At 66.5% G+C, this 22,015-nt stretch carries 17 protein-coding genes; 7 read left to right on the top strand and 10 right to left on the bottom strand.

Annotation, left to right across the window (positions count from 1 at the left end; all coding sequences use genetic code 11):
• Nucleotides 1–3 precede the first annotated feature (3 nt).
• On the top strand, nucleotides 4–1,323 hold the full coding sequence (locus ACKY0X_RS05495) for an acyltransferase (RefSeq protein ID WP_409428618.1): 1,320 nt from the start codon (nucleotides 4–6) through the stop codon (nucleotides 1,321–1,323).
• 14 nt (nucleotides 1,324–1,337) lie between these two features.
• On the opposite strand, the gene ACKY0X_RS05490 is transcribed toward ACKY0X_RS05495, so the two are convergent.
• The 3 genes from ACKY0X_RS05490 to ACKY0X_RS05480 all read right to left on the bottom strand — a co-directional run bounded on the left by ACKY0X_RS05490 (nucleotide 1,338) and on the right by ACKY0X_RS05480 (nucleotide 7,373).
• Nucleotides 1,338–1,517: a hypothetical protein gene (locus tag ACKY0X_RS05490; RefSeq protein WP_409428617.1), complete on the bottom strand. Its 180-nt coding sequence runs from the start codon at nucleotides 1,515–1,517 to the stop codon at nucleotides 1,338–1,340.
• A 101-nt stretch (nucleotides 1,518–1,618) separates the two neighbouring features.
• Nucleotides 1,619–4,189, bottom strand: a complete 2,571-nt coding sequence (locus ACKY0X_RS05485; RefSeq protein ID WP_409428616.1) for a LuxR C-terminal-related transcriptional regulator — start codon at nucleotides 4,187–4,189, stop codon at nucleotides 1,619–1,621.
• 49 nt (nucleotides 4,190–4,238) lie between these two features.
• The gene (locus ACKY0X_RS05480; protein ID WP_409428615.1) at nucleotides 4,239–7,373 is read right to left on the bottom strand and encodes an ATP-binding protein; all 3,135 of its coding nucleotides are present in this window, start codon (nucleotides 7,371–7,373) and stop codon (nucleotides 4,239–4,241) included.
• A 193-nt stretch (nucleotides 7,374–7,566) separates the two neighbouring features.
• Here ACKY0X_RS05480 and ACKY0X_RS05475 point away from each other — a divergent pair, with 193 nt between their 5' ends.
• The 3 genes from ACKY0X_RS05475 (at nucleotide 7,567) to ACKY0X_RS05465 (ending at nucleotide 11,704) form a co-directional block, all read left to right on the top strand.
• Nucleotides 7,567–8,673, top strand: a complete 1,107-nt coding sequence (locus ACKY0X_RS05475) for an NAD-dependent epimerase/dehydratase family protein (protein WP_409428614.1) — start codon at nucleotides 7,567–7,569, stop codon at nucleotides 8,671–8,673.
• On the top strand, nucleotides 8,670–9,758 hold the full coding sequence (locus ACKY0X_RS05470; RefSeq protein WP_409428613.1) for an AI-2E family transporter: 1,089 nt from the start codon (nucleotides 8,670–8,672) through the stop codon (nucleotides 9,756–9,758). The genes ACKY0X_RS05475 and ACKY0X_RS05470 overlap by 4 nt, the downstream gene beginning before the upstream one ends.
• 68 nt (nucleotides 9,759–9,826) lie before the next feature.
• Nucleotides 9,827–11,704, top strand: a complete 1,878-nt coding sequence (locus tag ACKY0X_RS05465) for a serine/threonine-protein kinase (RefSeq protein WP_409428612.1) — start codon at nucleotides 9,827–9,829, stop codon at nucleotides 11,702–11,704.
• Nucleotides 11,705–11,708: 4 nt separating this feature from the next.
• On the opposite strand, the gene ACKY0X_RS05460 is transcribed toward ACKY0X_RS05465, so the two are convergent.
• Nucleotides 11,709–12,338 carry a DUF4245 domain-containing protein gene (locus tag ACKY0X_RS05460; protein WP_409428611.1) on the bottom strand — a complete coding sequence of 210 codons (630 nt, stop codon included), beginning with the start codon at nucleotides 12,336–12,338 and terminating at the stop codon, nucleotides 11,709–11,711.
• A gap of 65 nt (nucleotides 12,339–12,403) precedes the next feature.
• On the opposite strand from ACKY0X_RS05460, the gene glpX reads away from it, so the two are divergent.
• Genes glpX through ACKY0X_RS05445 form a run of 3 tightly spaced genes read left to right on the top strand, consistent with a single transcriptional unit; the run spans nucleotide 12,404 to nucleotide 16,221 of the window.
• Nucleotides 12,404–13,435: a class II fructose-bisphosphatase gene (gene glpX, locus ACKY0X_RS05455; RefSeq protein WP_207543121.1), complete on the top strand. Its 1,032-nt coding sequence runs from the start codon at nucleotides 12,404–12,406 to the stop codon at nucleotides 13,433–13,435.
• Between the two features lie 25 nt (nucleotides 13,436–13,460).
• A complete protein-coding gene (locus tag ACKY0X_RS05450) occupies nucleotides 13,461–14,855 on the top strand; it encodes a class II fumarate hydratase (protein WP_065039338.1) in 1,395 nt (464 codons plus the stop codon).
• 16 nt (nucleotides 14,856–14,871) lie between these two features.
• Nucleotides 14,872–16,221 carry an MFS transporter gene (locus ACKY0X_RS05445; protein WP_409428610.1) on the top strand — a complete coding sequence of 450 codons (1,350 nt, stop codon included), beginning with the start codon at nucleotides 14,872–14,874 and terminating at the stop codon, nucleotides 16,219–16,221.
• Here the strand turns inward: ACKY0X_RS05445 and ACKY0X_RS05440 are convergent.
• The 6 genes from ACKY0X_RS05440 to ACKY0X_RS05415 form a co-directional block, all read right to left on the bottom strand.
• Nucleotides 16,178–16,765 (bottom strand): TetR/AcrR family transcriptional regulator, encoded by a 588-nt coding sequence (locus tag ACKY0X_RS05440; RefSeq protein ID WP_065039336.1) that lies wholly within the window; start codon nucleotides 16,763–16,765, stop codon nucleotides 16,178–16,180. The two genes, ACKY0X_RS05445 and ACKY0X_RS05440, sit on opposite strands and share 44 nt — an antisense overlap.
• Nucleotides 16,766–16,778: 13 nt before the next feature.
• The gene (locus tag ACKY0X_RS05435) at nucleotides 16,779–17,732 is read right to left on the bottom strand and encodes an oxygenase MpaB family protein (RefSeq protein WP_409428609.1); all 954 of its coding nucleotides are present in this window, start codon (nucleotides 17,730–17,732) and stop codon (nucleotides 16,779–16,781) included.
• Between the two features lie 53 nt (nucleotides 17,733–17,785).
• Complete coding sequence (locus ACKY0X_RS05430) at nucleotides 17,786–18,712, bottom strand: alpha/beta fold hydrolase (RefSeq protein ID WP_409428608.1); 927 nt, start codon at nucleotides 18,710–18,712, stop codon at nucleotides 17,786–17,788.
• A 67-nt stretch (nucleotides 18,713–18,779) separates the two neighbouring features.
• The gene (locus ACKY0X_RS05425) at nucleotides 18,780–19,595 is read right to left on the bottom strand and encodes a polysaccharide deacetylase family protein (protein WP_409429519.1); all 816 of its coding nucleotides are present in this window, start codon (nucleotides 19,593–19,595) and stop codon (nucleotides 18,780–18,782) included.
• 53 nt (nucleotides 19,596–19,648) lie between these two features.
• The gene (locus tag ACKY0X_RS05420; protein WP_064891007.1) at nucleotides 19,649–20,956 is read right to left on the bottom strand and encodes a PhoH family protein; all 1,308 of its coding nucleotides are present in this window, start codon (nucleotides 20,954–20,956) and stop codon (nucleotides 19,649–19,651) included.
• Between the two features lie 192 nt (nucleotides 20,957–21,148).
• Nucleotides 21,149–21,976, bottom strand: coding sequence for an acyl-ACP desaturase (locus ACKY0X_RS05415; protein ID WP_409428607.1), 828 nt, complete (start codon nucleotides 21,974–21,976; stop codon nucleotides 21,149–21,151).
• Nucleotides 21,977–22,015: the final 39 nt, after the last annotated feature.

The following is a 22,015-nucleotide window of genomic DNA, read 5'->3' as shown; positions in this document are numbered from 1 at the left end:
GTCATGTCGACCCAGATCATCCGGCCACTAGACCCACGACGTTTCGAAATCCGCTGCAACGTAGGCGATGCCATCGTCGCGAACCTGGCGGTCCACATTGTCTTCTTCTTCAAACGTCAGCTCGACGTGCGGGCGCTCAGCGGCGCATTTGCCCAGGCGCTCAACCATCTTCCCATCTTCGCGGGACGGATCGCCATGAGCCGCGGCAGGATGCGGATCCGATGCGAAGGGCAGGGGGTGCCGTTCAGCACTGCATCATCGGACCGCACGCTGCGCCAGGCGATCCGCCGCGCCTCAGACGATGCCGGAGGCTGGCTCGTCGACCCGGTGCACGGCCCCACGGCTCGATGGGCGCGCGGTCCGTTGTGCAAGGTGCGTGTCACGCAACTCGCGGACGACGCGACGGCGATCGGTTTCTCATGGCACCACGCGATCGGCGACATGCAGACGGCGATGCACTTCATGAACGCGTGGGTCGCTGCCGCCGCCGGCAAGCCGGTCGCGGAGCCGTTGATCGTGGAGGATCGCGCCGCCTACCTCGACGACCATCTGCCCGCCGACGGCGCTCGGGAGCCCGGGGTGCGTTGTCTCGGGCTCGCAGAACTTGCCCGCAGTGCGCTGTACCTGGCCAAGGATGCCCGGATGCAGCGGACTCTGAATCTCTACTTCAGCGACGACGAGATCGCCCGTATGCGTGACGCCTACGGCAACTGGATGCGTTTGTCTGCCAACGACGTTGTGTGCGCGCACGTGTCCGAAGCGCTCATGAGCGCGGATCCCGCGGTGGATCGTCGCAGTCTCGCGATCACCGTGAACACGCGGAAACGTTGTGGCCTCGATCCGATGCTTGTCGGCAACATCCTCACGACGCTCAACCTGGACCTACGACGCGGAGAGACTGCCAGTTCGATCGCCGAACGCATCCGCCACAGTGTGGACCACTTTGCCGACGAACACTGCGATATGCGCATCAACCAACAGTTTCTGGACGCTGCAGGAACATGGCGGGCTGCCCGCTGCGTATCCGCTGCCTTCAATCCGGCCCGGTGGAATCCGATAATCACGAACTGGAGCGGCTTCGGTGTCTACCGCATCCACTTCGAAGACACCATGCCGTCCTACTGCACTCCGTTGATGAGATTGCCTGTAGCCGGACTCGGCGCCCTGACCGAAGGGGCCGACGGCCGCGGACTGGTCTTTCAGATGTCATTGCCGCCCAGGGAATTCGACGCCACATCAAGCCCTGCAGTTCGGGAATACCTGCACCGCTTTCGCTATGCCGGCGATGTCCTTCCAGGATTGAACCGTGAGCTTCACGGCTGACCGGAGTCAGGCGATCACTGCGCCCACCGCAATGCGGTTTGGTGCACGTCTTCAACGGAGCCCCTGAACAGCTGGATGACTTGCAGGTTGAGGTCATAATGCGTCGCGACCCAGCCGATGCCGGGTTCGCAGTCAACGCGCAGCAAGGTGCCGTCTTTGGCCCAATCGTGACCGGACGATCGTGGGGCAATCATGTCAATCCTCCCCGCTTGGTGCCTGATAACAACCCTCCATACCAATCATCACGGGCCTGGGGCGGGTGTAGTTCAGTGGTGCACTACTGCAGTCTTCGGATCTACCGGCGGCGGGGTCGCAGCGCTGCGAGTTCGTCACGGCCGTTGGTGTCCGTCTTCAACATGGCCCGGTAGATGTGGCTTTCGACAGTGCGAACGGAGAGGGTCAGTCGCTCAGCAATCTCCCGATTGGACAAGCCCGCGCCGATCAACATCACGATCTCTTGTTCGCGATCGGTGAGCGGCAAAGGCTGTGCGGCCTGGCGCAGCGCCGGGGTGCTGGCGCCACCGCATTGTTCGGCCAGGGCGGCGGCGCGGGTCGCGCAGACCAACGCTGTTCCCCGCAGGTCCTGACGGCGATACCCGATCGCGGCCTGGGCGGCAGCATCGACCGCGGCAACCAGATCCCCGATACGCTCGAAGTCCACCGACACCACGGCCATTTCCGCGGCGTCTCCGTCGCGTAGCGCAGCGGCGAACCGGGCGGCCAGACCTACCCGCGGCCCCTCGACGACAGCTTCCAGTTCGCGCAGCCGGGCCGCACCGGTGCGATCCCCGAACTGGGCGGCGGTCTGCAGACAGATCACCTCCGCTGCGAATTGCCCTTTAGCCGCGGCTGCCTCGGCCGCGGACCTTACGACGGCGATCGCCTCCCTGACTGCGCCCTGGCCGGCGACCACCCAAGCCCGGGCCAGGCTCCGGTCACAATCGAGCAAGCGGAACGGGCGTGGCAGCTTGTCGAGCGTGGCGAGGGCAGCGGCAGCCTCGTCCGTTGCACCACGCATAGCCAATGCGGTGATGCCCGGCACGCGATAGCGATATCCCCAACCGATGGCGTGGCTGGCGGACAATCCTGCTTCCGCCTGCTCCAGCAGTCGGCACGCGGCGTCGAGGCGGCCGGCGCCCAGGGCCGCCAGGCCCGCCACGGCGGCGCCGAGTGATTGCGCAGCCCCCGGTAGCTGGGCGGCCTGCTCGCTGACCCGCTCGGCCGCCTCGACGGCATCGCCCACCCTTCCCGCCATCAGCAAGGCGCCGATGTGTGCATCGGCGATGTTGAAACTCATCTGCGGAGCGTCAAGGGAACGGGCGGCGACGCTGTACCCGGCCTCGGCAGTGGCTACGGCCTCGGCCGTTCGGCCCGCGTCCGCGGCGATGGCGGCAAGCACCCAGGCAATCTCAGCGCCGACAACGGCGGGCAACTCCTGCATGTCGAGCACTTCGGCGGCCTGCCTAGCCGCATCCGGGCGGTCCACGGCAAACCAGTACACCGTGAGGAAGGCATCGATATAACTGCGCGCCTGCTGCGGTACGGTGCGCGCCGCCTCGTCGATGATGTCCTTCGCCTGCGCGGGCTCACCGAGCGCCCAGAGCATGTTGCTGGCCCGCAGAAACGCCAGCCTGGCCCGCTCGCCGGCGGCCAGGTCGCTGACGGCGATCGCGGCGAGCACACCGTCAGCCTCCCGGCCACGGCCTAGCCACGACAGCGCGTGTGCACGAACGAAACTCGCCTCCGGGTCGCCACCGGCACGGATCGCCGCTCCGGCAAGTCGTTCGGCGAGGGCCAAGTCCGCCAGCCAGACGGCGCCGCGTGCCGCCCTGACCAGCAATTCGGCGTCGGGGGCGAGGTCGGAGTCAAGACTCAGCGTGGCGCGCCGCACCACCACCTGGATGTCGTCTCGATCATCGGCTACGGCGAGTTCGCCGGCCACCACCCCGCGTAACCGCCGTAGCCGGGTGGCCGGCGCGCGGGTGCGGCGCACTTCACCGTAGAGCGGATGCGCAACCCGTACCTGAACACCGCCGACGATGGGCTCCAGCGTGATCAGGCCACGGGTGTCGGCCTCCTCGACCGCGGCAGGATCGGTGATCCGGGTCAGGACGGCCAAATCGATTGGCTCCCCAACAGCCAAGGTGTCGATCACATCGCTGATCGGCCCCGGCAAGGTTCCGAAACGAGATTCGATGAGCTCGACCAGGCTGAGCGGCATGATCGGATCCCCAATCCACCGCCAGTAACCGCGCTGTTGCACGATCCGGCCGTCGGCAACCTCCTGCTCGACGATATGTCGCAGGTACAACACGTTGCCGTGAGTCAGCTTCCAGAGCCGCTGAACCGCGTCAGGATCCACCGGTCCCGCCAGCGCCGCCGATAGCAGCATGGTGGTCTCCTCGATCGACAACGGCTGCAGGTCGAGCCGCTCGAATCGGCCGGTCGTCCAAATCTCGTGCACCGCAGCGGGAATCGGCTCGCCTTCGCGGACGGTGAGAATCACCTTTGCCATGCCCCGCTGCACGATCTGCTGCGCAACGAAAGCAGAAAGGTCGTCCAGCAGATGCGCGTCATCGACGCCCACCACAACCGTCGCGTCGGTAGGGGCGGCGACCAGCGAATCGATCACCCCCCGCAACAACTGAACCGTGTCGGTGACACCCGGTGGCGTCCACGCCGCGAAGGCGCCCAGTGGAATTGCGCGGGCCGCAGATGTGCCTACTGCCCAACGCGTTTCACTTCCCCGCAACTCGGCGGCCGACAGTACCTCACGTGCGATCCGGCTTTTCCCCACACCCGAGGCACCATGGACGACGATTCCGGCGACATCGGAGGCCACGATGGCCGTCTCGATTGTCCGCATCTCCGCTGGACGGGCGGTCAGAGGCCACGACAAACGCACGATCCCCGCCTCACCTCATCGCCTCTGCCAACGCGATGTGACCTTCGTAGCCAATCTCGGTGGCCCTCTTGAGGTACTGGTCGGAGAGATCACGGAAGCCGTCCTGGTCGCCGTCCGCGCGTGCAAGCAATGCCCGCATCCGGAGTAGCGGGACATCGAACAGCGCATAGCCGGCGTCGGTAGGCACCGCCGCCAATCGGTCGATGGCGACCTTCGCCTCCCCGGGGTCACCGTTGTTGCCGCGCTGCAGCAGTGCTTCCACCAGCACTCTCGTCGCCTCGCCGCGGCTGATCATGTCGCCGGTCTCGTACAGGTAGTCGACGGCGGTGCGGGCCAGCTCGACAGCATCGTCGACCTCGCCGATGCGGGCCTTCTCCCGCGCAAGCTCGGCATCAAAAAAGCGCACCGCTCGTTGCGCGTAGCCGTGCCGCAGATAGGCGTCCCGGTACTGGGTGAGCAGCGCCAAGCCGGCTTGCCGCTGGGAACCGCCCAGGGTGAGCAGGACAAGGCCGCGAGCCAACCGTGCGGTATCCACCGTGTAGTCGTCGCCGGACTGCTCGGCCATCTCCAGCGCCCGAGCGGTATCTCGATCGGCTGCCGCGTCGGGCAACAACACCCGGGCGTGGACGGCAAATCCGTACTTGCCCAACACGGCCGTGACGTAGGTCCTGGCGTCGACGCCGCGGGCCATCGTTAGCGCCTGCTCGAGGTCTTCTTTCCAGCCTGGCAGCCCAAGTCCGTATCGGCAGGAGCCACGGAACATGATCGCGATCGCCAGCGGTGAGCCGATCAGCAGATTGCCCTTGTCCAGGTCGCCGTCGGCCAGGTCGATGACGCGCTGCGCCAAGCGCAGACCTTCGACCGCCTCGCCGGCCTGCACCTTGATGTTGCATGGCGCGATGGCCAGTGCCACCGTCATGGACGGGTCGCCGATCAACTCCAGCAGGCGGCTGCAATCCGATGCGACGCGTGACGCCTCGACGTACCGGCTATGGAAAATCAGTACCGTCATCAGACCGGCCATGCCCACCGCCAGCGACAGTTTGTCGTCGACTGCGGTGCACAGCTCGTGTAGCTCGCCAAAGCCCGCATCGGCGACGCTGCCACTGACCCAGCTGGTGCTCGCGCACAGCAAGGTGCGCGGGGTGATCCGCTGCGACTCCCGCCCCGGGTAGTCGGTCGGCAACCGGTCAGCAATCGCGCGGGCGCGCTCCCAACTGACCCGCGCGGCCCGGATGTCGCGGTGCTGCGCCCAGGCCCCGGCCCGCATGCGCCAGCCGTACGCCGCGGGCAAGTCGCCGGCGGCCTCGAGGTGCTCGGCGATCAGCGCCGCATTCTCGTCGATCGCATCGGCATGGCGTTGTTCGATTGCGGTGGCCAAGCGCCGGTGCAGGTTCGCACGCTGCGCCTTGAGTTGTGATTCGTAGGCGACGATCCGAACCAGCGGATGACGGAACGCGTACTCCGCATGACTGGTGAATCGCACCTGCTCCACGAGTTCGGCGCTGATCAACCCATCCAGCTGCGCACCGCCGTCGAGCACCGCCAATTGCTCTGCGTCGAAACGCAGTCCGATCACCGCGGCGGCGTTCAGCGTCTGTTTGGCGGCCGGTTCGAGCCGATCGATACGGGCGGCGATGGCAGCTTGCAATGTCGCCGGCACCGCGATGTCGGCATCATCGACCTCGCAGACATAGCCACCGCGAGACCCGCTGAGCACGCCGCGCTCGGCCAGATTTCGCACGATCTCCTCGGCGAAGAACGGGTTTCCGGCCGCCCGCTCGACGACCCGCCGGCACAACGTCGACACCGACGGGTGCGAGCCCAGCAGTTCGGTTACCAGCGTTGCGGATTGGGAGGCATTCAACGGTGCCAGCGTGATGGTCTGAGAGTTCGGTATCCGGGTCAGTACACCGTGGTACTCAGGTCGGTAGGTGATCACCACCAGCGATGCAGTCTGCGGGATCACGGCGAGAAAGTCCGCCAGCAGCAATTCGCTGACCTTATCGATCCAGTGCACGTCCTCGATGACGTAGACGACCGGCTCCTGCCGGGCTAGCGAGACGTTATTGACCAGCCGCGTCAGCCGGCGGCGCCGGGCATCGGGATCGATCGCGGCCAGCTCAACGCTGTCGCCTCGAATGCCGAGAAGATCGTCGAGCAGGAGCAGGTCGTGCGGATCGGCGTCCGGCGCGCGACTCCTGATTCGCGCGCGTGCCGCTTCGTCACCGAGCCCGCTGATCCCGAGCGCGGTGACAAGCAGTGCGGTCACCGCGTGGAACGGGACCTCAGCGGCGTGCGACTCGCAGTAGGCGGCGAACACCTCCACACCCCGGCCCTGCGCGATGCCGCTGACCTCGCGGGCAATACGGCTCTTACCGATGCCGGGTGGCCCCACAACACCGATCACGCAACCAGTACCGCTGATCGCCTGCTCCAGGATGCCGGTCAGTGCACCCATCTCCCAGCCGCGACCGACCAACGTTGGATCCTGTCGAGCGGTATGCCGATGCTCGGGCGACACCCCCAACAACCGATGCGCCCGTACCGGCTCCGCCGCACCCTTGATCTGCACCCACTCCGAATCGGCCAGTACCACCCAGCCCGCGACCAGGCGTGCTGTCGAATCGCTGAGCAGGACCCCACCCACTGGCGCAACCGATTCCATCCGCTGCGCCAGACCGACCTGCTCACCGATCGCGGTATAGCTGCCCGGCCCCGAACCGATCTCACCGGCAACCACCTCACCCGAGTTCAGGCCGACTCGTAGTTGCAGCCCACCATCGCCGGTCGCGGCGTTTACGCGCTGGATCTCCAACGCCGCCAGACAAGCCCGAAAAGCATGGTCCTCCAACGCCACCGGCGCACCGAACACCGCCATCACGGCATCGCCGATGAACTTCTCCACCCGCCCGTCGTACCGCCGCACCACCGCCGCGCACCGGTCGAACAGCTCGGTCATGATCTCGCGCAACCGCTCCGCTCCCACCGCGGCGGCGATGTCCATCGAATGGACCACGTCGGCGAACAGCACCGTGACTTGCTTGTATTCGGCGGGCGCAGGCGCCGCGACTGGAGCGCCACATTCGAAACAGAACTTGGCGTTCTGCAGTAACTCGGTGGCACACGCGGCGCAGGCGGTCATGTCAGCGCCGCCGCACCACCGCCGACGCGCGCATCCCCCAGCGGTTGCCTGCCGCACGTCCGGCACGTGATTGTCGCGCTCATCGCTACGCCGCCGATCCGGAATTTCATCCGACCGGAAAAGAATAGACTTATCCATCCTGACCAGCTACGTATTGCAAAATCGCGAGAACACTTTCCAATAGAGGGGTCTCATGGACACAGTGCTCGTCACTGGCGCGTTCGGGCTGGTCGGTTCGGCGGTGGTGCGGCAATTGGCCGCCGAGGGCCGTACCGTGGTCGCGACCGACCTCGACATCCCGGCCAACCGCAAGGCGGTCGCCGCACTGCCGGCATCGGTGCAGGTGCGCTACGCCGATCTGACCGATCCGGTGGCCGTCAACGCTCTGGTCGGCGCTGTCCGGCCAGCCGCGATCATCCACCTGGCCGCAGTGATCCCACCGTTCATCTACATGCGTCGTGACCTGGCGCGCCGCGTCAACGTCGAGGCAACCGGGCACCTGTTGGCGGCCGCCGCCGCCCAAACCGAACCGCGGGGTTCATCCGGCGGTTCCAGCATCGGCTCTCCTCCGTCGAGCCTCGCTAAACCGCCCAGATTCGTGCAGGCCTCCAGCATCGCGGTGTACGGGTCACGCAACCCACACACCGTCTCGGGCGTGCTGACCGCCGACACCCCCACCAATCCCGCCGACGTCTACGGCGACCACAAACTGCAGGCCGAACAACTGGTGCGCGCCTCGCCATTGGACTGGGTCATCCTGCGGTTGGGCGGGGTGCTCACCGTCGACCCGGGCTCCTACATGAAACTCGACAACCTGTACTTCGAGCAGCTGCTCCCCACCGACGGCAGGCTGCAGACCGTCGATGTGCGCGACGTCGCCTCCGCATTCGTCGCCGCCACCACCGCGCCCGTCATCGGGGAAGCCCTGCTGATCGCCGGCGACGACTCGCACCGCCAGGCCCAGGGCGACGTCGCGCCGGCGATGGCCGGCGCCATGGGGCTGGTCAATGGCCTGCCCGCCGGTCTGCCGGGCAACCCCGACCGCGACGAGGACTGGTTCAACACCGACTGGATGGACACGAGCCGCGCCCAAGAGGCACTGGGCTTTCAGCACCACTCCTGGCCGGAAATGCTGGCCGAGACGGCGGCCCAAGCCGGCGCACAGCGCTACCTGCTGCGCGCTGTCGCTCCCCTGGCCCGCACCATACTGCGGACCCGCTCCCCCTACTACCGCACCGGCAAGCGGTTCGCCGACCCGTGGCAGGCCATCGCCGACAAGTGGAGTGACCCACGCCCATGAACCACGAATTCACTCCCACCCAACGACGGGCGCTGGCGGTTTTCACCGTGATCGCGCTGATGTTCGGCGCCTATTTCCTGCGCACCTACTTCGTGCTGATCGTGGTGGCCGCAGTCGGCGCCTACCTGTTCAACCCGTTGTTCCGGCTGCTCAACCGCAAAGTGTCTACCGGGCTGGCAGCCACCGGGACCCTGCTGGCGGCCCTGGTCGCCGTCATCGTCCCGGTCGGGTTGTCGGGCTTTCTGGCCGTCGTACAGATCTCCCGCACCGTCGGTGAGGTCGCCGAATGGGTGCAGGCCACTGACCCCAACGCCCTGGGCGACAAGGTGCTGAAGTTCATCAACAGCGCGCTGACCAAGGTGCCGTTCGTGCACGTCGAGCTGACCATGGAATCGCTGCGCGGCGCGATGGTCAACGTGGCGCAGAAGGGCGGCGAGCTGCTGCTGCACGTGTTGCAGGGTGCCGTCGGCGGGGTGGTCGGCGCGGTCACCTCGGCGATCATCTTCTTGTACGTGTTCCTGGCGCTGCTGACCCACCGCGAAGAACTGCACACCCTGATCCGGCGGCTCAACCCACTCGGCGCCGAGGTGACCGATCTATACCTGGCCAAGATGGGCTCGATGGTGCGCGGCACCGTCGGCGGCCAGTTCGTCATCGCGTTCTGCCAGGGAGTCGCCGGAGCCGCCTCCATCTACATCGGCGGATTCCACCAGGCGTTCTTCATCTTCGCGATCGTGCTGACCGCGCTCTCGGTCATTCCCCTCGGTGGGGGCATCGTGACCATGCCGTTCGGCATCGGCATGGCGCTGTTCGGCAACGTCATCGGCGGATTGTTCGTGTTCTTCTTCCACCTGATCGTGGTGACCAACATCGACAACTTCCTGCGCCCGGTGCTGGTGCCGCGCGACGCCCGACTCAATTCCGCGCTGATGCTGCTCGCCGTTTTCGCCGGGATCGCCATGTTCGGCTTCTGGGGCATCGTGATCGGTCCGGTGCTGATGATCATCATCGTCACCACCATCGACGTCTATCTGGCGGCGTTCTCCAGTGATGAGACCAGCGAGGAGCTGTTGACCGACAGTTAGCGCGTCGCCGCGCGTTTTCCCACGCTGATGCGCATTCCTGGTCGCAACCACGGCCTTATGATCCGTCCGTGGGGTCGGTCGATTCGCGCGTCGGTACACACTTCGGGCCATACCAGCTGACCCACCTGTTGGGTCGCGGCGGTTTCGGCGAGGTCTATGCGGCTCGCGACACCGAGAAAGACCGCATGGTCGCGCTCAAACTCATGACCGCCGAGTACTCCGCCGACCCGATCTTTCGCCAACGCCTCTTCCGCGAAGCCAGCACCGCCGGACGCCTCAACGAACCTCACGTCATACCTATTCATTCCTACGGCGAAATCGACGGCCAGCTCTACATCGACATGCGCCTCGTCGAGGGCACCGACCTGCAAAAACTGCTCGCCCACACCGGCCCTCTAAACCCCGATCGGGCTGTGTGGATCGTCCGCCAGATCGCCTCAGCACTCGACGCAGCCCACGCCGCCGGCCTGGTGCACCGCGACATCAAACCCGCGAACATCCTGCTCACCGGCGACGACTTCGCCTACCTCGCCGACTTCGGCCTGGCCAACGCCGCCACCGACACCAAACTCACCAACACCGGCACCACCATCGGCACCATGGCCTACCTCGCCCCCGAACGCTTCACCCATCTCGCCACTCCGGACCACCGCGCCGACATCTATGCGCTGGCGTGCGTGCTTTACGAATGCCTGACTGGCACGCAGCCCTACCAGGCCGCGGACCTACCCGCACTGATGGGCGCCCACCTCAATGCGCCTGTCCCGCAACCCAGCACCCACGGACCCGGCGTGCCGCCCGCATTCGATGAGGTTGTCGCCATCGGGATGGCCAAGGACCCCAGCAATCGCTACCCCACTGCCGGCGCACTGGCCACGGCGGCGCACTACGCACTCTCATCACCACAGCTCAACCCACATCAGAACGAAACCCAAACTTATCGGCCCACAACAACATCCACACCACTATCGCCATTAAAAACATCAGAACGCCGACGCCCCAGCCGCCGCGCCGTGCTCACGACCGCACTGGCGCTCATCGGCGTCGTCCTCGCCGTCCTGGGCATCAAGGCCCTACCCCACCCGACAGCACAACCGAAAGCCCAGGAGCGCAACGGAACCCAGCAATCCGACTCGCACCAGAAGGGCCCCCCGGGACAAACCCAACTGCAGTTCGACTTCCTCACACTGCTCGGCGTGACGGCGGACGGGGACGGCAACGTCTACGCCGTCGGAAGCCCGTGGAACACCATCACCGTGATGAAACTGGCGGCCGGGTCCACCACGCCGACCGAACTGCCGATCTCAGACCTGAAGAACGCGTCCGACATCGCGGTGGACAGCACTGGGGCCGTCTACGTCACCGACGTCATGAGTAAACGGGTGCGGAAACTCCCCGCCGGGTCGAGTTCGACGATCGATCTGCCCTTCCCCGAGCTCGCCGGCCCGGTCGGTGTGGCCGTGGACGCGGACGGCACCGTCTACGTCAACGACCAGGTGAATTACGGGGACAACAACATCTGGAAACTCGCGCCCGGGTCGGACTCTCCGGTCAGGCTGCCGATCAGCGGACGGTTTGTTCTGCCGTCGTTGGCAACAGACCCAGCAGGCAACCTGTACATGTGTCAGTTCTCCGGCCAAGTTGTGAAGCTAGCGGCCAGCTCATACGCCGAGACCGTGGTGCCCTTTACCGGCCTCCAGCGCCCCGAAGGCGTCGCCGTCGACAAGGAGGGCAACATCTATGTCACCGACACGAGCGCCAACAAGGTAGTCAAACTGCCCGCCGGCTCCGCGAGACAGATCGAGTTACCGTTCACCGGCCTCCAGAACCCATCGAATATCTCGGTCGATGCAACCGGCAGCGTTTACGTTGCCGACCTTGGTCAGGTTCGCATCAGCAATGGCTACGAGGGGCGAGGCCGCGTCTTCAAGCTGGTGACGCAGTAGTCCCCTACCGCGTCGCCGGCAGCGGCGGCTGCGATTGCACGCCCGCCGCCATGGTCCGGAACAGCTCGGGGCCGCCCGCACCGGAGATCGCCAGCTGGGCCGCCCCGGCCTTTCCGGCCAATCGGGTGGTCCACACCGGATCGCCGTCGCCCTGGTACACCACCCAGCGGGTGCCGTCGACGTCCTCGGTCCCGGTCGGGTGTAGTCCGGGGCTGATGGAGGCGACCAGCGGGACCTCGTCGGCGTTGCTCTGGGTCAAGCTGACATACATCCCGGTCGGGCTGACGTAGCCCACCCGCGAGGTGACCGCCCGCAACCGCTGGCCTTTAGTGTCGCTGCGCCCGTCGGTGATGCTGCCGCGGGTGCCGGAGTTGGGCTGCCAGCCCTCCGGCAGCTGCGGCAGGCGGACCGGGAACCCCAGGGTCTGCGCATCGGCCTTCAGCGCGGCAGCGGCGTCGTAGGACGGTACCGGCCCGGCGGTGATGCCACCCGGCCGAAACGCGCACGTCCCGGCCAGACCAGCCAGCGCGACGCAGGCCAAGACCAGCGGCACCAGCGACCAGAACATGTCGCGCCAGTCCTGCAATATGCGTGGTTTGGCAGGCTTGGGTGCCGGTTGGGGCTCTGTGGTCACGGACGCCAGTATCCCAGCTCGCTGGTGCTGATCTGGTTCTGGGAGAATCAACAGCCGTGACTGGCATGACGGGACCCACGCGACGCGAAGCCCCAGACCGCAACCTGGCCTTGGAGCTGGTGCGGGTGACCGAGGCCGGTGCCATGGCATCCGGCCGCTGGGTGGGCCGCGGCGACAAGGAAGGCGGCGACGGCGCGGCCGTCGACGCGATGCGCGAACTGGTGAACTCGGTGTCCATGCGTGGCGTGGTGGTGATCGGCGAGGGCGAGAAAGACCACGCGCCGATGCTCTACAACGGCGAAGAAGTGGGCAACGGCGACGGCCCCGACTGCGACTTCGCCGTCGACCCGGTGGACGGCACCACCTTGATGAGCAAGGGCATGCCCAACGCCATCTCCGTGCTGGCGGTGGCCGAGCGCGGCGCGATGTTCGACCCGTCGGCGGTGTTCTACATGAACAAGATCGCCGTCGGCCCGGAGGCTGCCGACGTACTCGACATCACCAAGCCGATCGCGGACAACATCGCCGCGGTCGCCAAGGTCAAGGGCCTGTCTGCCCGGGACATGACGGTCTGCATCCTGGACCGGCCCCGGCACGCCCAGCTCATCGCCGACGCACGGGCCACCGGCGCCCGCATCCGGCTGATCACCGACGGCGACGTGGCCGGCGCCATCTCGGCGTGCCGGCCCAACTCGGGCACCGACATGCTCGCCGGGATCGGCGGCACCCCCGAGGGCATCATCGCCGCCGCCGCGATCCGCTGTATGGGCGGAGCGATCCAGGCCCAGCTGGCGCCCACCGATGACGCCGAGCGACAGAAGGCCCTCGACGCCGGCTACGACCTGGACGCGGTGCTGACCACCGAGGACCTGGTCTCCGGCGAGAACGTCTTCTTCTGCGCCACCGGCGTCACCGACGGCGACCTGCTCAAGGGTGTGCGCTACTACCCCGGCGGCTGCACCACCCAGTCGATCGTGATGCGCTCCAAGTCCGGCACCGTCCGGATGATCGAGGCCTACCACCGGCTGTCGAAGCTCAACGAGTACTCGGCCGTCGACTTCACCGGCGACTCCCACGCCGCCTACCCCCTGCCCTAACCGTCAAGCGAGGACCGGAAAAGCTATGAGCGAGATCGAATACCGCATCGAACACGACACCATGGGCGAGGTCCGGGTGCCGGTGACCGCGTTGTGGCGCGCGCAGACCCAGCGCGCGGTGGAGAACTTCCCGATCTCCGGGCGCGGCCTGGAGCGCACCCAGATCCGGGCGCTCGGCCTGCTCAAGAGCGCGTGTGCGCAGGTGAACGCCGACCTGGGTCTGCTGGCCCCGGAGAAGGCCGCCGCCATCAAGGCCGCCGCCGCCGAGATCGCCGACGGTAAGCACGACGACCAGTTCCCCATCGACGTGTTCCAGACCGGCTCGGGCACCAGCTCGAACATGAACACCAATGAGGTGATCGCCTCGATCGCCGCCGCCAATGGCGTCACGGTGCACCCCAACGACGACGTGAACATGTCGCAGTCGTCCAACGACACCTTCCCGACCGCCACCCACATCGCGGCCACCGAAGCCGCAGTGCGCCACCTGATTCCGTCGCTGCAGGTGCTGCACGACGCGCTGGCCGCCAAGGCCGTCGAGTGGCGCACCGTGGTGAAGTCCGGCCGCACCCACCTGATGGACGCCGTCCCGGTCACCCTGGGTCAGGAATTCTCCGGCTATGCCCGCCAGATCGCCGCCGGCATCGAGCGTGTGCAGGCCACCCTGCCCCGCCTGGGTGAGCTGGCCATCGGCGGCACCGCCGTCGGCACCGGGCTGAACGCCCCGGACGGTTTCGGCGCCAAGGTGGTCGAGGTGCTGGTCGCCGAGACCGGGATCACCGAGCTGCGTACCGCCGCCAACTCGTTCGAGGCCCAGGCGGCGCGCGACGGCCTGGTCGAGGCATCCGGTGCGCTGCGCACCATCGCGGTGTCGCTGACCAAGATCGCCAACGACATCCGCTGGATGGGGTCGGGGCCGCTGACCGGCCTGGCCGAAATTCAGCTGCCGGACCTGCAGCCGGGCAGCTCGATCATGCCGGGCAAGGTGAACCCCGTTCTGCCCGAAGCGGTCACCCAGGTGGCCGCGCAGGTCATCGGCAACGACGCGGCGATCGCCTGGGGCGGCGGCAACGGCGCCTTCGAGCTCAACGTCTACATCCCGATGATGGCCCGCAACATGTTGGAGTCCTTCACGCTGCTGTCCAACGTCTCGCGCCTGTTCGCCGAGCGCTGCATCGTCGGGCTCGTCGCCAATGAGGAGCACCTGCGCGAGCTGGCCGAGTCCAGCCCGTCGATCGTGACGCCGCTGAACTCCGCGATCGGCTACGAGGAGGCCGCCGCGGTGGCCAAGCAGGCCCTCAAGGAGCGCAAGACCATTCGTCAGACCGTGATCGACCGCGGCCTGATCGGCGACAACCTGTCGGAGGCCGAGCTGGACAAGCGCCTCGACGTGCTGGCCATGGCCAAGGTGAAGGACTAATCCGCCTAGGCCGCGGATGAACCCTGACCCCGCCGCGGCTGCGCTGGGCCGGGCGACGCTGGCGAAAGTCTCTCGTCGGCTCATCCCGTTCCTGGCGCTGCTGTTCTTCGTCAACTACCTGGACCGGGTCAATATCGGCTTCGCCGGGCCCAACGGCATGAACGCCGAACTCGGCCTGACCGCCACCACGTTCGGGTTCGCGTCGGGGATCTTCTTCTTCGGCTACCTGTTGCTGGAGATACCCAGCAACATCGCGCTGCACCGGTTCGGCGGTCGACGCTGGCTGGCCCGCATCATGTTGACCTGGGGGATCGTCAGCACCGCAATCGCTTTCGTGCCCAACGCAGCGACGCTCGTCGCGCTGCGGTTCCTGCTGGGGGTGGCCGAAGCCGGCTTCTTTCCGGGCATCATCCTCTACCTCACGTTCTGGTTCCCGGAGAAGCACCGATCCCGGGCGGTGTCGCTGTTCATGGTGTCGGTGCCGGTGTCGACGGCCATCGGATCCACCCTGTCTGCGCTCGTCATCGATTGGGGCCACGGCGTTCTCGGCCTGGCCGGGTGGCGGTTCATGTTCCTCGTCGAAGGACTGCCGGCCATTGCGTTGGCGTTCGTCTGCTGGCTCTACCTGACCGATCGCCCGGCTCAAGCCGACTGGCTGGACGCCGACGAGCGGCACTGGCTGGAATCCACCTTGGCCGACGAGCGTGCCGCGGCCGAGGCCGGTCAGCACTGGCCGCTGCGCAAGGCGCTCAGCCACCCCAGGATCCTGGCCCTGGCGTTCATCTATTTCGGGATCGTCTACGGGCTGTACGCCGTTGGATTTTTCCTGCCGACCATCATCGCGGGGTTTCAGCAGCAGTACGGCAGCCACCTGAGCGTGATCGCGCGCGGTCTGGTGACCGCCATTCCCTACGCCATCGCCGCGGTCGTGATGGTGCCCTGGGCGCGCCACGCCGACCGGACGAGCGAACACGTCTGGCATGTGGCGATCCCGGCGATCATCGGCGGGGTGTGTATTCCGGCGGCGCTGTATATGTCCAACCCCTATCTGGCGATGGTCGCGATCACGTTGACGACGTGCTCGATCATGTGTGCCATGCCGGTCTTCTGGGCGCTGCCCTCGACGTTTCTCACCGGAACCGCGGCAGCCGGTGGCATCGCCTTGATCAACTCGCTCGGCAACATCAGCGGTTTCGGTGGTCCCTACGTCACGGGTTGGCTGACCGATCTGACCGGCGACGGCAAGGCCGCGCTATGGGTGGTCGGGGCATTCTCGCTGGCCTCGGCAGCCGTTGTTCTGCGGCTCGGTTCCGCCCCAGCGGCTACCAGACCAGTGGCGCCAGATACTTATTCGCGTAAGCGCTGACCGCCTGGTCGTCGGCCGGGTCGAGCACCGACGTCGACACCTGGGCGATCGATGCAGCCAGGCGCACATGCAATTCGGCGGCGGCCACCAAGTCCGCGTCGGGCATGGTGGCGCCGGCGGCGCGCAGCGCCTTGGCCATCGCGCTCGACGCGCTGTCCAGGAATGCTTCGGCCTCCTGGTACATCCCGGCCATCATCGGTACACCGGCATCAAGCCGGAGCAGCTTTCGCACGACCGGATCGGTGGTCAGTAGCCGCAGCCCGGCGCGAAACGCCGCAACCGCCGCGTTTTTCGGCCCGGAGTCCACCGCAACGGTGCGCAGCTGAAGCATCGCGTTGTCGAAGGCCCGGCGACCGAGCTCGGTGATCAGTGCGTCGCGAGTCGGGAAACGCCGGTACAAGGTACTGCGGCTCACCCCCGCCTGACGGGCGATGACATCGAGGCTGGCGCGGCCCACACCGACCAGGCCGACTTCCTCGGCGGCCGCTTTGAGGATGGCCGCCTCTTGCTCGGCTGGGCTCGCGGTACTGCGTCGCGATGTCATCGGCACCAGTGTGTCATCCCACCGGGCAGCCGGGTGGCGCAAAGGATTCCAACGCGACCGAGCGGTGCATCTTCACCAGCTTCTCGTACTGCAACCGGTTGTAGGCCAGCGGCACGAGCACCACCCGATCAGGCAAAACCCGCCATGCCATCTGCAGCAGCTGGGTGTAGAAGTTGAATTCGACGTCGTGGTGCGGCTGCCACCGGAAGCCGGTCAGCTCCCGGACCCCGGGATGCATGATCCCGAACGAACAGATCTTCACCACGCGGCCGGCCCCCGCACTGACGACCGACCACAGCGGAGCAGCCGCGGCCCGTACCGGGGCGGGCAGTGCCGACGGCAGCGGCAGCTTGCCCAGGCCCGCGGTGACCCGATCCAAGAACGGGTTAGCCGCCAGGTCGGTCTGCACCATCTGGTCGTAGTATTCGGCAGCGTCAGCGTAGGTCGCGGGGAACTTGCCGGCCTTGCCGGGCAGCTCGAGCGCGCGGAATGCCTCGACCAGTTGCTGGTAGGCCGCCTCCCGCTCGGCGTCGTTCCATTTGATGCCGGTGACCGGGGTGAACGAATTGAGGGTCACGAACATGCCGCTGACGGCAATCCAGTTCCACAGGCGCGGATTCAGCGCGCTGTAGCGCACATCGGCGAAGTCCCCTTTGCCGCGGCCGTGCACGTCGCGGTGCATCCGCTGTAGGCGTTCGCCTTCGGCGGCGCGGTCCTCGGCGTCTCCCCAGATGGCAAGCAGCGCAGAGAATCCGCTGCGGATGGCGCGGTCGGTGAAGTTGCGTTCGAAACGCCCGGTCTTGTCCACCGCGGCGGCCACCGGTACCAACGCCACCTCGTCGAACGCCGCGGCGCCGAACAGGCCCGACAACACGCTGCCGGAGTGCCGACGGAACTGGGCCATCACCTCGGGGCGAACTCGAGCGGCAGGGTCGATGCTGGTGACGCGATTGATCACTGCCGTCATCTCAGGCCTCCTCGGCTCGTTTGACACAAAGAATAGTTTTTTGTGTCAAGGTGTCAAGGTACCCCAGCTGGTTCCTGAAGGAACTCAGCGAGTAACCCATCCACGATCTCGGGTTGGTCTTGGAGGATTCCATGGCCCGCGTCGTTGACGAGCTCGATCCGCGCTTCAGGCAATTCCCGCCGGAAGCGAATCGCGGTCTTTGGCCCATTTTGAGCAGATTCTTCTCTACCGATGATCGCCAGAACCGGAATCTGGGCGGCCGCCACTCGTCGCAGGTCACAATCGCTGGTCAGCGGCCATGGCCTGGGTTCAGCGTTCCCGAGGGACATCTTGAAATGTTTTGTCCCACCGACGAACTGCTGATAAATCGGCCGCCAAGGATTCTGGCGCAGTAATCCGCGGTTGCCCGGGCGAACCAGGCTGTCAAGCAACGACCAGACGCGCCGTTCGGTGGGCCACACAGCGATAGCTGTCAGGCCACGAATCAGAAAACGTGGACTCATCCCGGACACAATCCCGACCGGACAGACGAGCGCCAGTCGCTCGACCCGTTCGGGAAATGCCGTCGCATAGTGAGTTGCCATCCACGTACCGCGCGACGCGGCGACCACTGCGGATCTCTGAATTTCGAGTGCACATAACGTCTCATCGAGCCACGCCACCAGATCCGTGATCTTGGACGTTGGCTTGGCCTGGATGCTCTTACCCACCTCATCGATGGCATCGATCATCGTCACGCTGTGATTGGCCGTTAGGACCGGCAGATTTGGCACCCACATCGTGGAGCTAATGGACGACCCGTGGAGTGCGACAAGCGGAGGCTTCGATGGGTCGCCCGCGCGTAGCACATGCGTGCGCCCGAAGGATGTCTCAACGTCAGCCTCCGTAACGGGGATCTCGCTTGTCGCAAGCACCGCGTCGTAAAGCTGGAGGTAGGCGACGCGTGCATCATCCGACCGAAATACCGAGATTCCAGCCATAACTGCCTCCTCGTTGGCCGCACCGGATCATAAACACGGTCCGCGCTGCGAGAATGCCGTTTTGCGGTCAGGCGCCGTTGTTAGGCCCCCCGGAATTCGCCCCGGCAATGTCGGTGATCGGGAAGTTCGGCATCGGCGGCGGCGACGGCGTCGCGGGCAGCCCGGGGATGTCCGCGGGCGGGATGTCCTGCAGCGCGTTCACGGGCGGGCCGTTCTCCCGGCCGCCGTACACGCTGCCCGGTGCGCGCGAGCCGAGCAGCTGGCTGACCGTAACCACGTGGTAGCCATTGGCTTTGAGCACCGGCAGGAACTGGTAGACCAGATCCACGGTGGACGAGTAGGTGTCGTGGAACAACACCACCGACCCGGGCTTGATCTGGGTCATCAGCATGTAGCGGGTGGCGTTGGTGTCGGCGTCGTTGATCCAGTCGAACGGGATGACATCCCACAGGATCGCGGCCTGTCCGGCCTCGGCGGCCCGCGCGTTGACCGCCGCGTCGGTGAGCCCGCCGGGTGGGCGCCACAGCGTCGGCGTGATGCCGGAGGCGGACCGGATCGCGTCGGTGGCCTTGGAGAACTGCGCGGGCACGTCCGCGGCCGGGATCGTGGTCATGTTCGGGTGTTCCCAGGTATGACTGCCGATCTCCATGCCGGCGTCGGCGATCCGCTTGGCGCCCGCAGGGTCGGCCGCCACTTTGTTGCCGATCAGGAAGAACGTGGAACGGGCGCCGGCGTCGTTCAAGATCCCCAACAGCCGGTCGGTGTAGGGCGAGGGTCCGTCGTCGAAGGTCAGCGCCACACACTTGTCCACAGCGCAGTCCACCGGCTCGGCCGACGCCTCATGGACATGGCTGGTGCAGGCGCCGAGCACCGCAACGGCCATCGCAACAACACCGACATGCCAGGGTTTTGCCACCCCGGCAGCCTACCGGGGGTTCAGCCCAGGTCGGGTCCGCTGATCTCCTCGAGCATCTCGGTGACCAGGGCGGCGATCGGCGAGCGTTCGCTGCGCAGCAGGGTGATGTGCGCGAACAGGGGGTGGCCCTTGAGCTTCTCGATCACCGCGGCGATGCCGTCGTGCCGGCCGACCCGCAGGTTGTCACGCTGCGCGACGTCGTGGGTGAGCACCACCCGCGAGCCGGTGCCCAGGCGCGACAGCACGGTCAGCAGCACGTTGCGCTCCAGCGATTGCGCTTCGTCGACGATCACGAACGAGTCGTGCAGCGAGCGGCCCCGGATATGGGTCAGCGGCAGGACTTCGAGCATGCCGCGCGACAGCACCTCTTCGAGCACCGCCGGGCTGGCCAGCCCCTCGAGAGTGTCGAACACCGCCTGAGCCCAGGGCCCCATCTTCTCGTTCTCGCTGCCCGGCAGATAGCCGAGTTCTTGGCCGCCGACGGCGTAGAGCGGGCGGAACACCACCACCTTGCGCTGGGTGCGCCGCTCCAAGACCGCTTCCAGGCCGGCGCACAGTGCCAGCGCGGACTTGCCGGTGCCGGCCTTGCCGCCAAGTGAGACGATGCCCACCGATTCGTCGAGCAGCAGATCCAGCGCTACCCGCTGCTCGGCGGAGCGTCCACGCAGGCCGAACGCTTCCCGGTCGCCGCGCACCAGCTGCACCCGCTTGGCCGCGTTGACCCGGCCCAAGGCGTGTGAGCTGCCGGCCAGAAGCCGGATCCCGGTGTGGCACGGTAGATCCCGAGCCACGGCCAGGTCGATCTCGCCCTCGTCGAACAGCGCGTCGACGTCTTCGACGGACGCCTCAACCTCGTCCATCCCGGTCCAGCCGGAGACAATGACATCCTGGGCGTGATATTCGTCGGCAGCCAGACCAAGAGCGGAGGCCTTGACCCGCAGCGGAATGTCCTTGCTCACCAACGTGACTCGGCGTCCCTCTGCTGCCAGGTTGGCCGCACAGGTCAGGATCCGAGAGTCGTTGCTGTCCGTGCGGAACCCGGTCGGCAGCACCGCCGGGTCGCTGTGGTTGAGCTCGACGTGCAACGTACCGCCCTGTGTCCCAACGGGAATGGGCTGGTCAAGCCGTCCGTGCTCTAGTCGCATGTCGTCGAAGATGCGCAGCGCCTGGCGGGCGAACCAGCCGAGCTCATGATGGTGGCGTTTGGCCTCCAACTCGCTGATGACCACCAGTGGGACGACAACCTCGTGTTCGGCGAACCGGGTGCAAGCCCACGGGTCCGACAGCAGTACGGAGGTGTCGAGCACGTACGTCCGGATTTCAGGCACTAAGCGCTCCAGCGGTGAGGGCACGCGCGACCCCGCGCGAACATTTCGACGGGGGGCACGGCACAGAACCGGGGCCGGTCCTGTCGTAATCACGACCGGTGGTGCCGATGAGACAGCGAAGCGTGTGGCTAGCCATCGATTGCGACGGTACCCCCGTCGGCGCGTGCGCGCTGCGCAGGCGCGCCGGAGTTTTCAGCCGATGACGAACGGCTTCAGGTCGGGGTTGGCGGCCAAGCCCCAAGCGCTGATTCGGTCGGAGATCACCCGACGCAACTGGTCGGGCCCGAAGATGCCGGCCTCGGCAAGTGCGGCCTGCCGGTCGGCGTAGGCGTCGATGTCGGCGCCGACGACCTTGAGCTCGCCGGCCCGGGCTGCGATCGCGGCCACCGTCTCGTCGTGCACGAAGTCCAGGCAGTGCGCGACCAGGTTCGCGAAGAACTCCTCGTGACGCTCCTCGTCGCCGGCGATCCGCCCGATCAGCCCCTTGAGCACCGGCTCGTCGGTCTTGTCGGCCAGATTGCGGCAGAACTCGGCGCAGGCACGCTCGTAGAAGGCCATGAACACCAGCGTTTCGACCTGGCTGTAACGGTCGGCGCGGTAGCCCTTCTGCACGTGCTCCATGCGCACCCGCTCGTTCTCGTCGGGGTCGATCTCCCGCGTCACGATGAGGTACTCGCGCAGCGCGATGGCGTGCAGGTGCTCTTCGGCGGTCCATCGGCCGATCCAGCGCCCCCACTTGTCCTCGAGGATGAAGTGCTCGACCAGCTCACGGTGGTAGCCGGCCAGGCTGTCCTTCTCGACGAGCAGGATCTCGCAGGCGTCGGTGATCAGCTTGGGCAGGGTGACCTGCGACGGGTCCCAGTCTTTGCCGCCCAGAAACGCGAAGTTCTGACCCTGCTCGAACGGCACGAAGTCGTGCGCGTACCACGGGTCCACCGTGTCGATGTGTCGGACCAAGTTCGCGTCGACCACCGGCTCCAGCTCGCGGATCAGTGCATTAGCAACGGGACGTTCAGCCATGAAAGTAACTGTAACCCGAATTCACACTATCCTGTCAAC

The organism is Mycobacterium sp. SMC-11, from assembly GCF_046250095.1.
GTDB classification, from domain to species: Bacteria; Actinomycetota; Actinomycetes; order Mycobacteriales; family Mycobacteriaceae; genus Mycobacterium; species Mycobacterium heraklionense_A.
The sequence above is the reverse complement of the archived record's forward strand: the minus strand, read 5'-3'. Positions and strand labels throughout refer to the sequence as shown.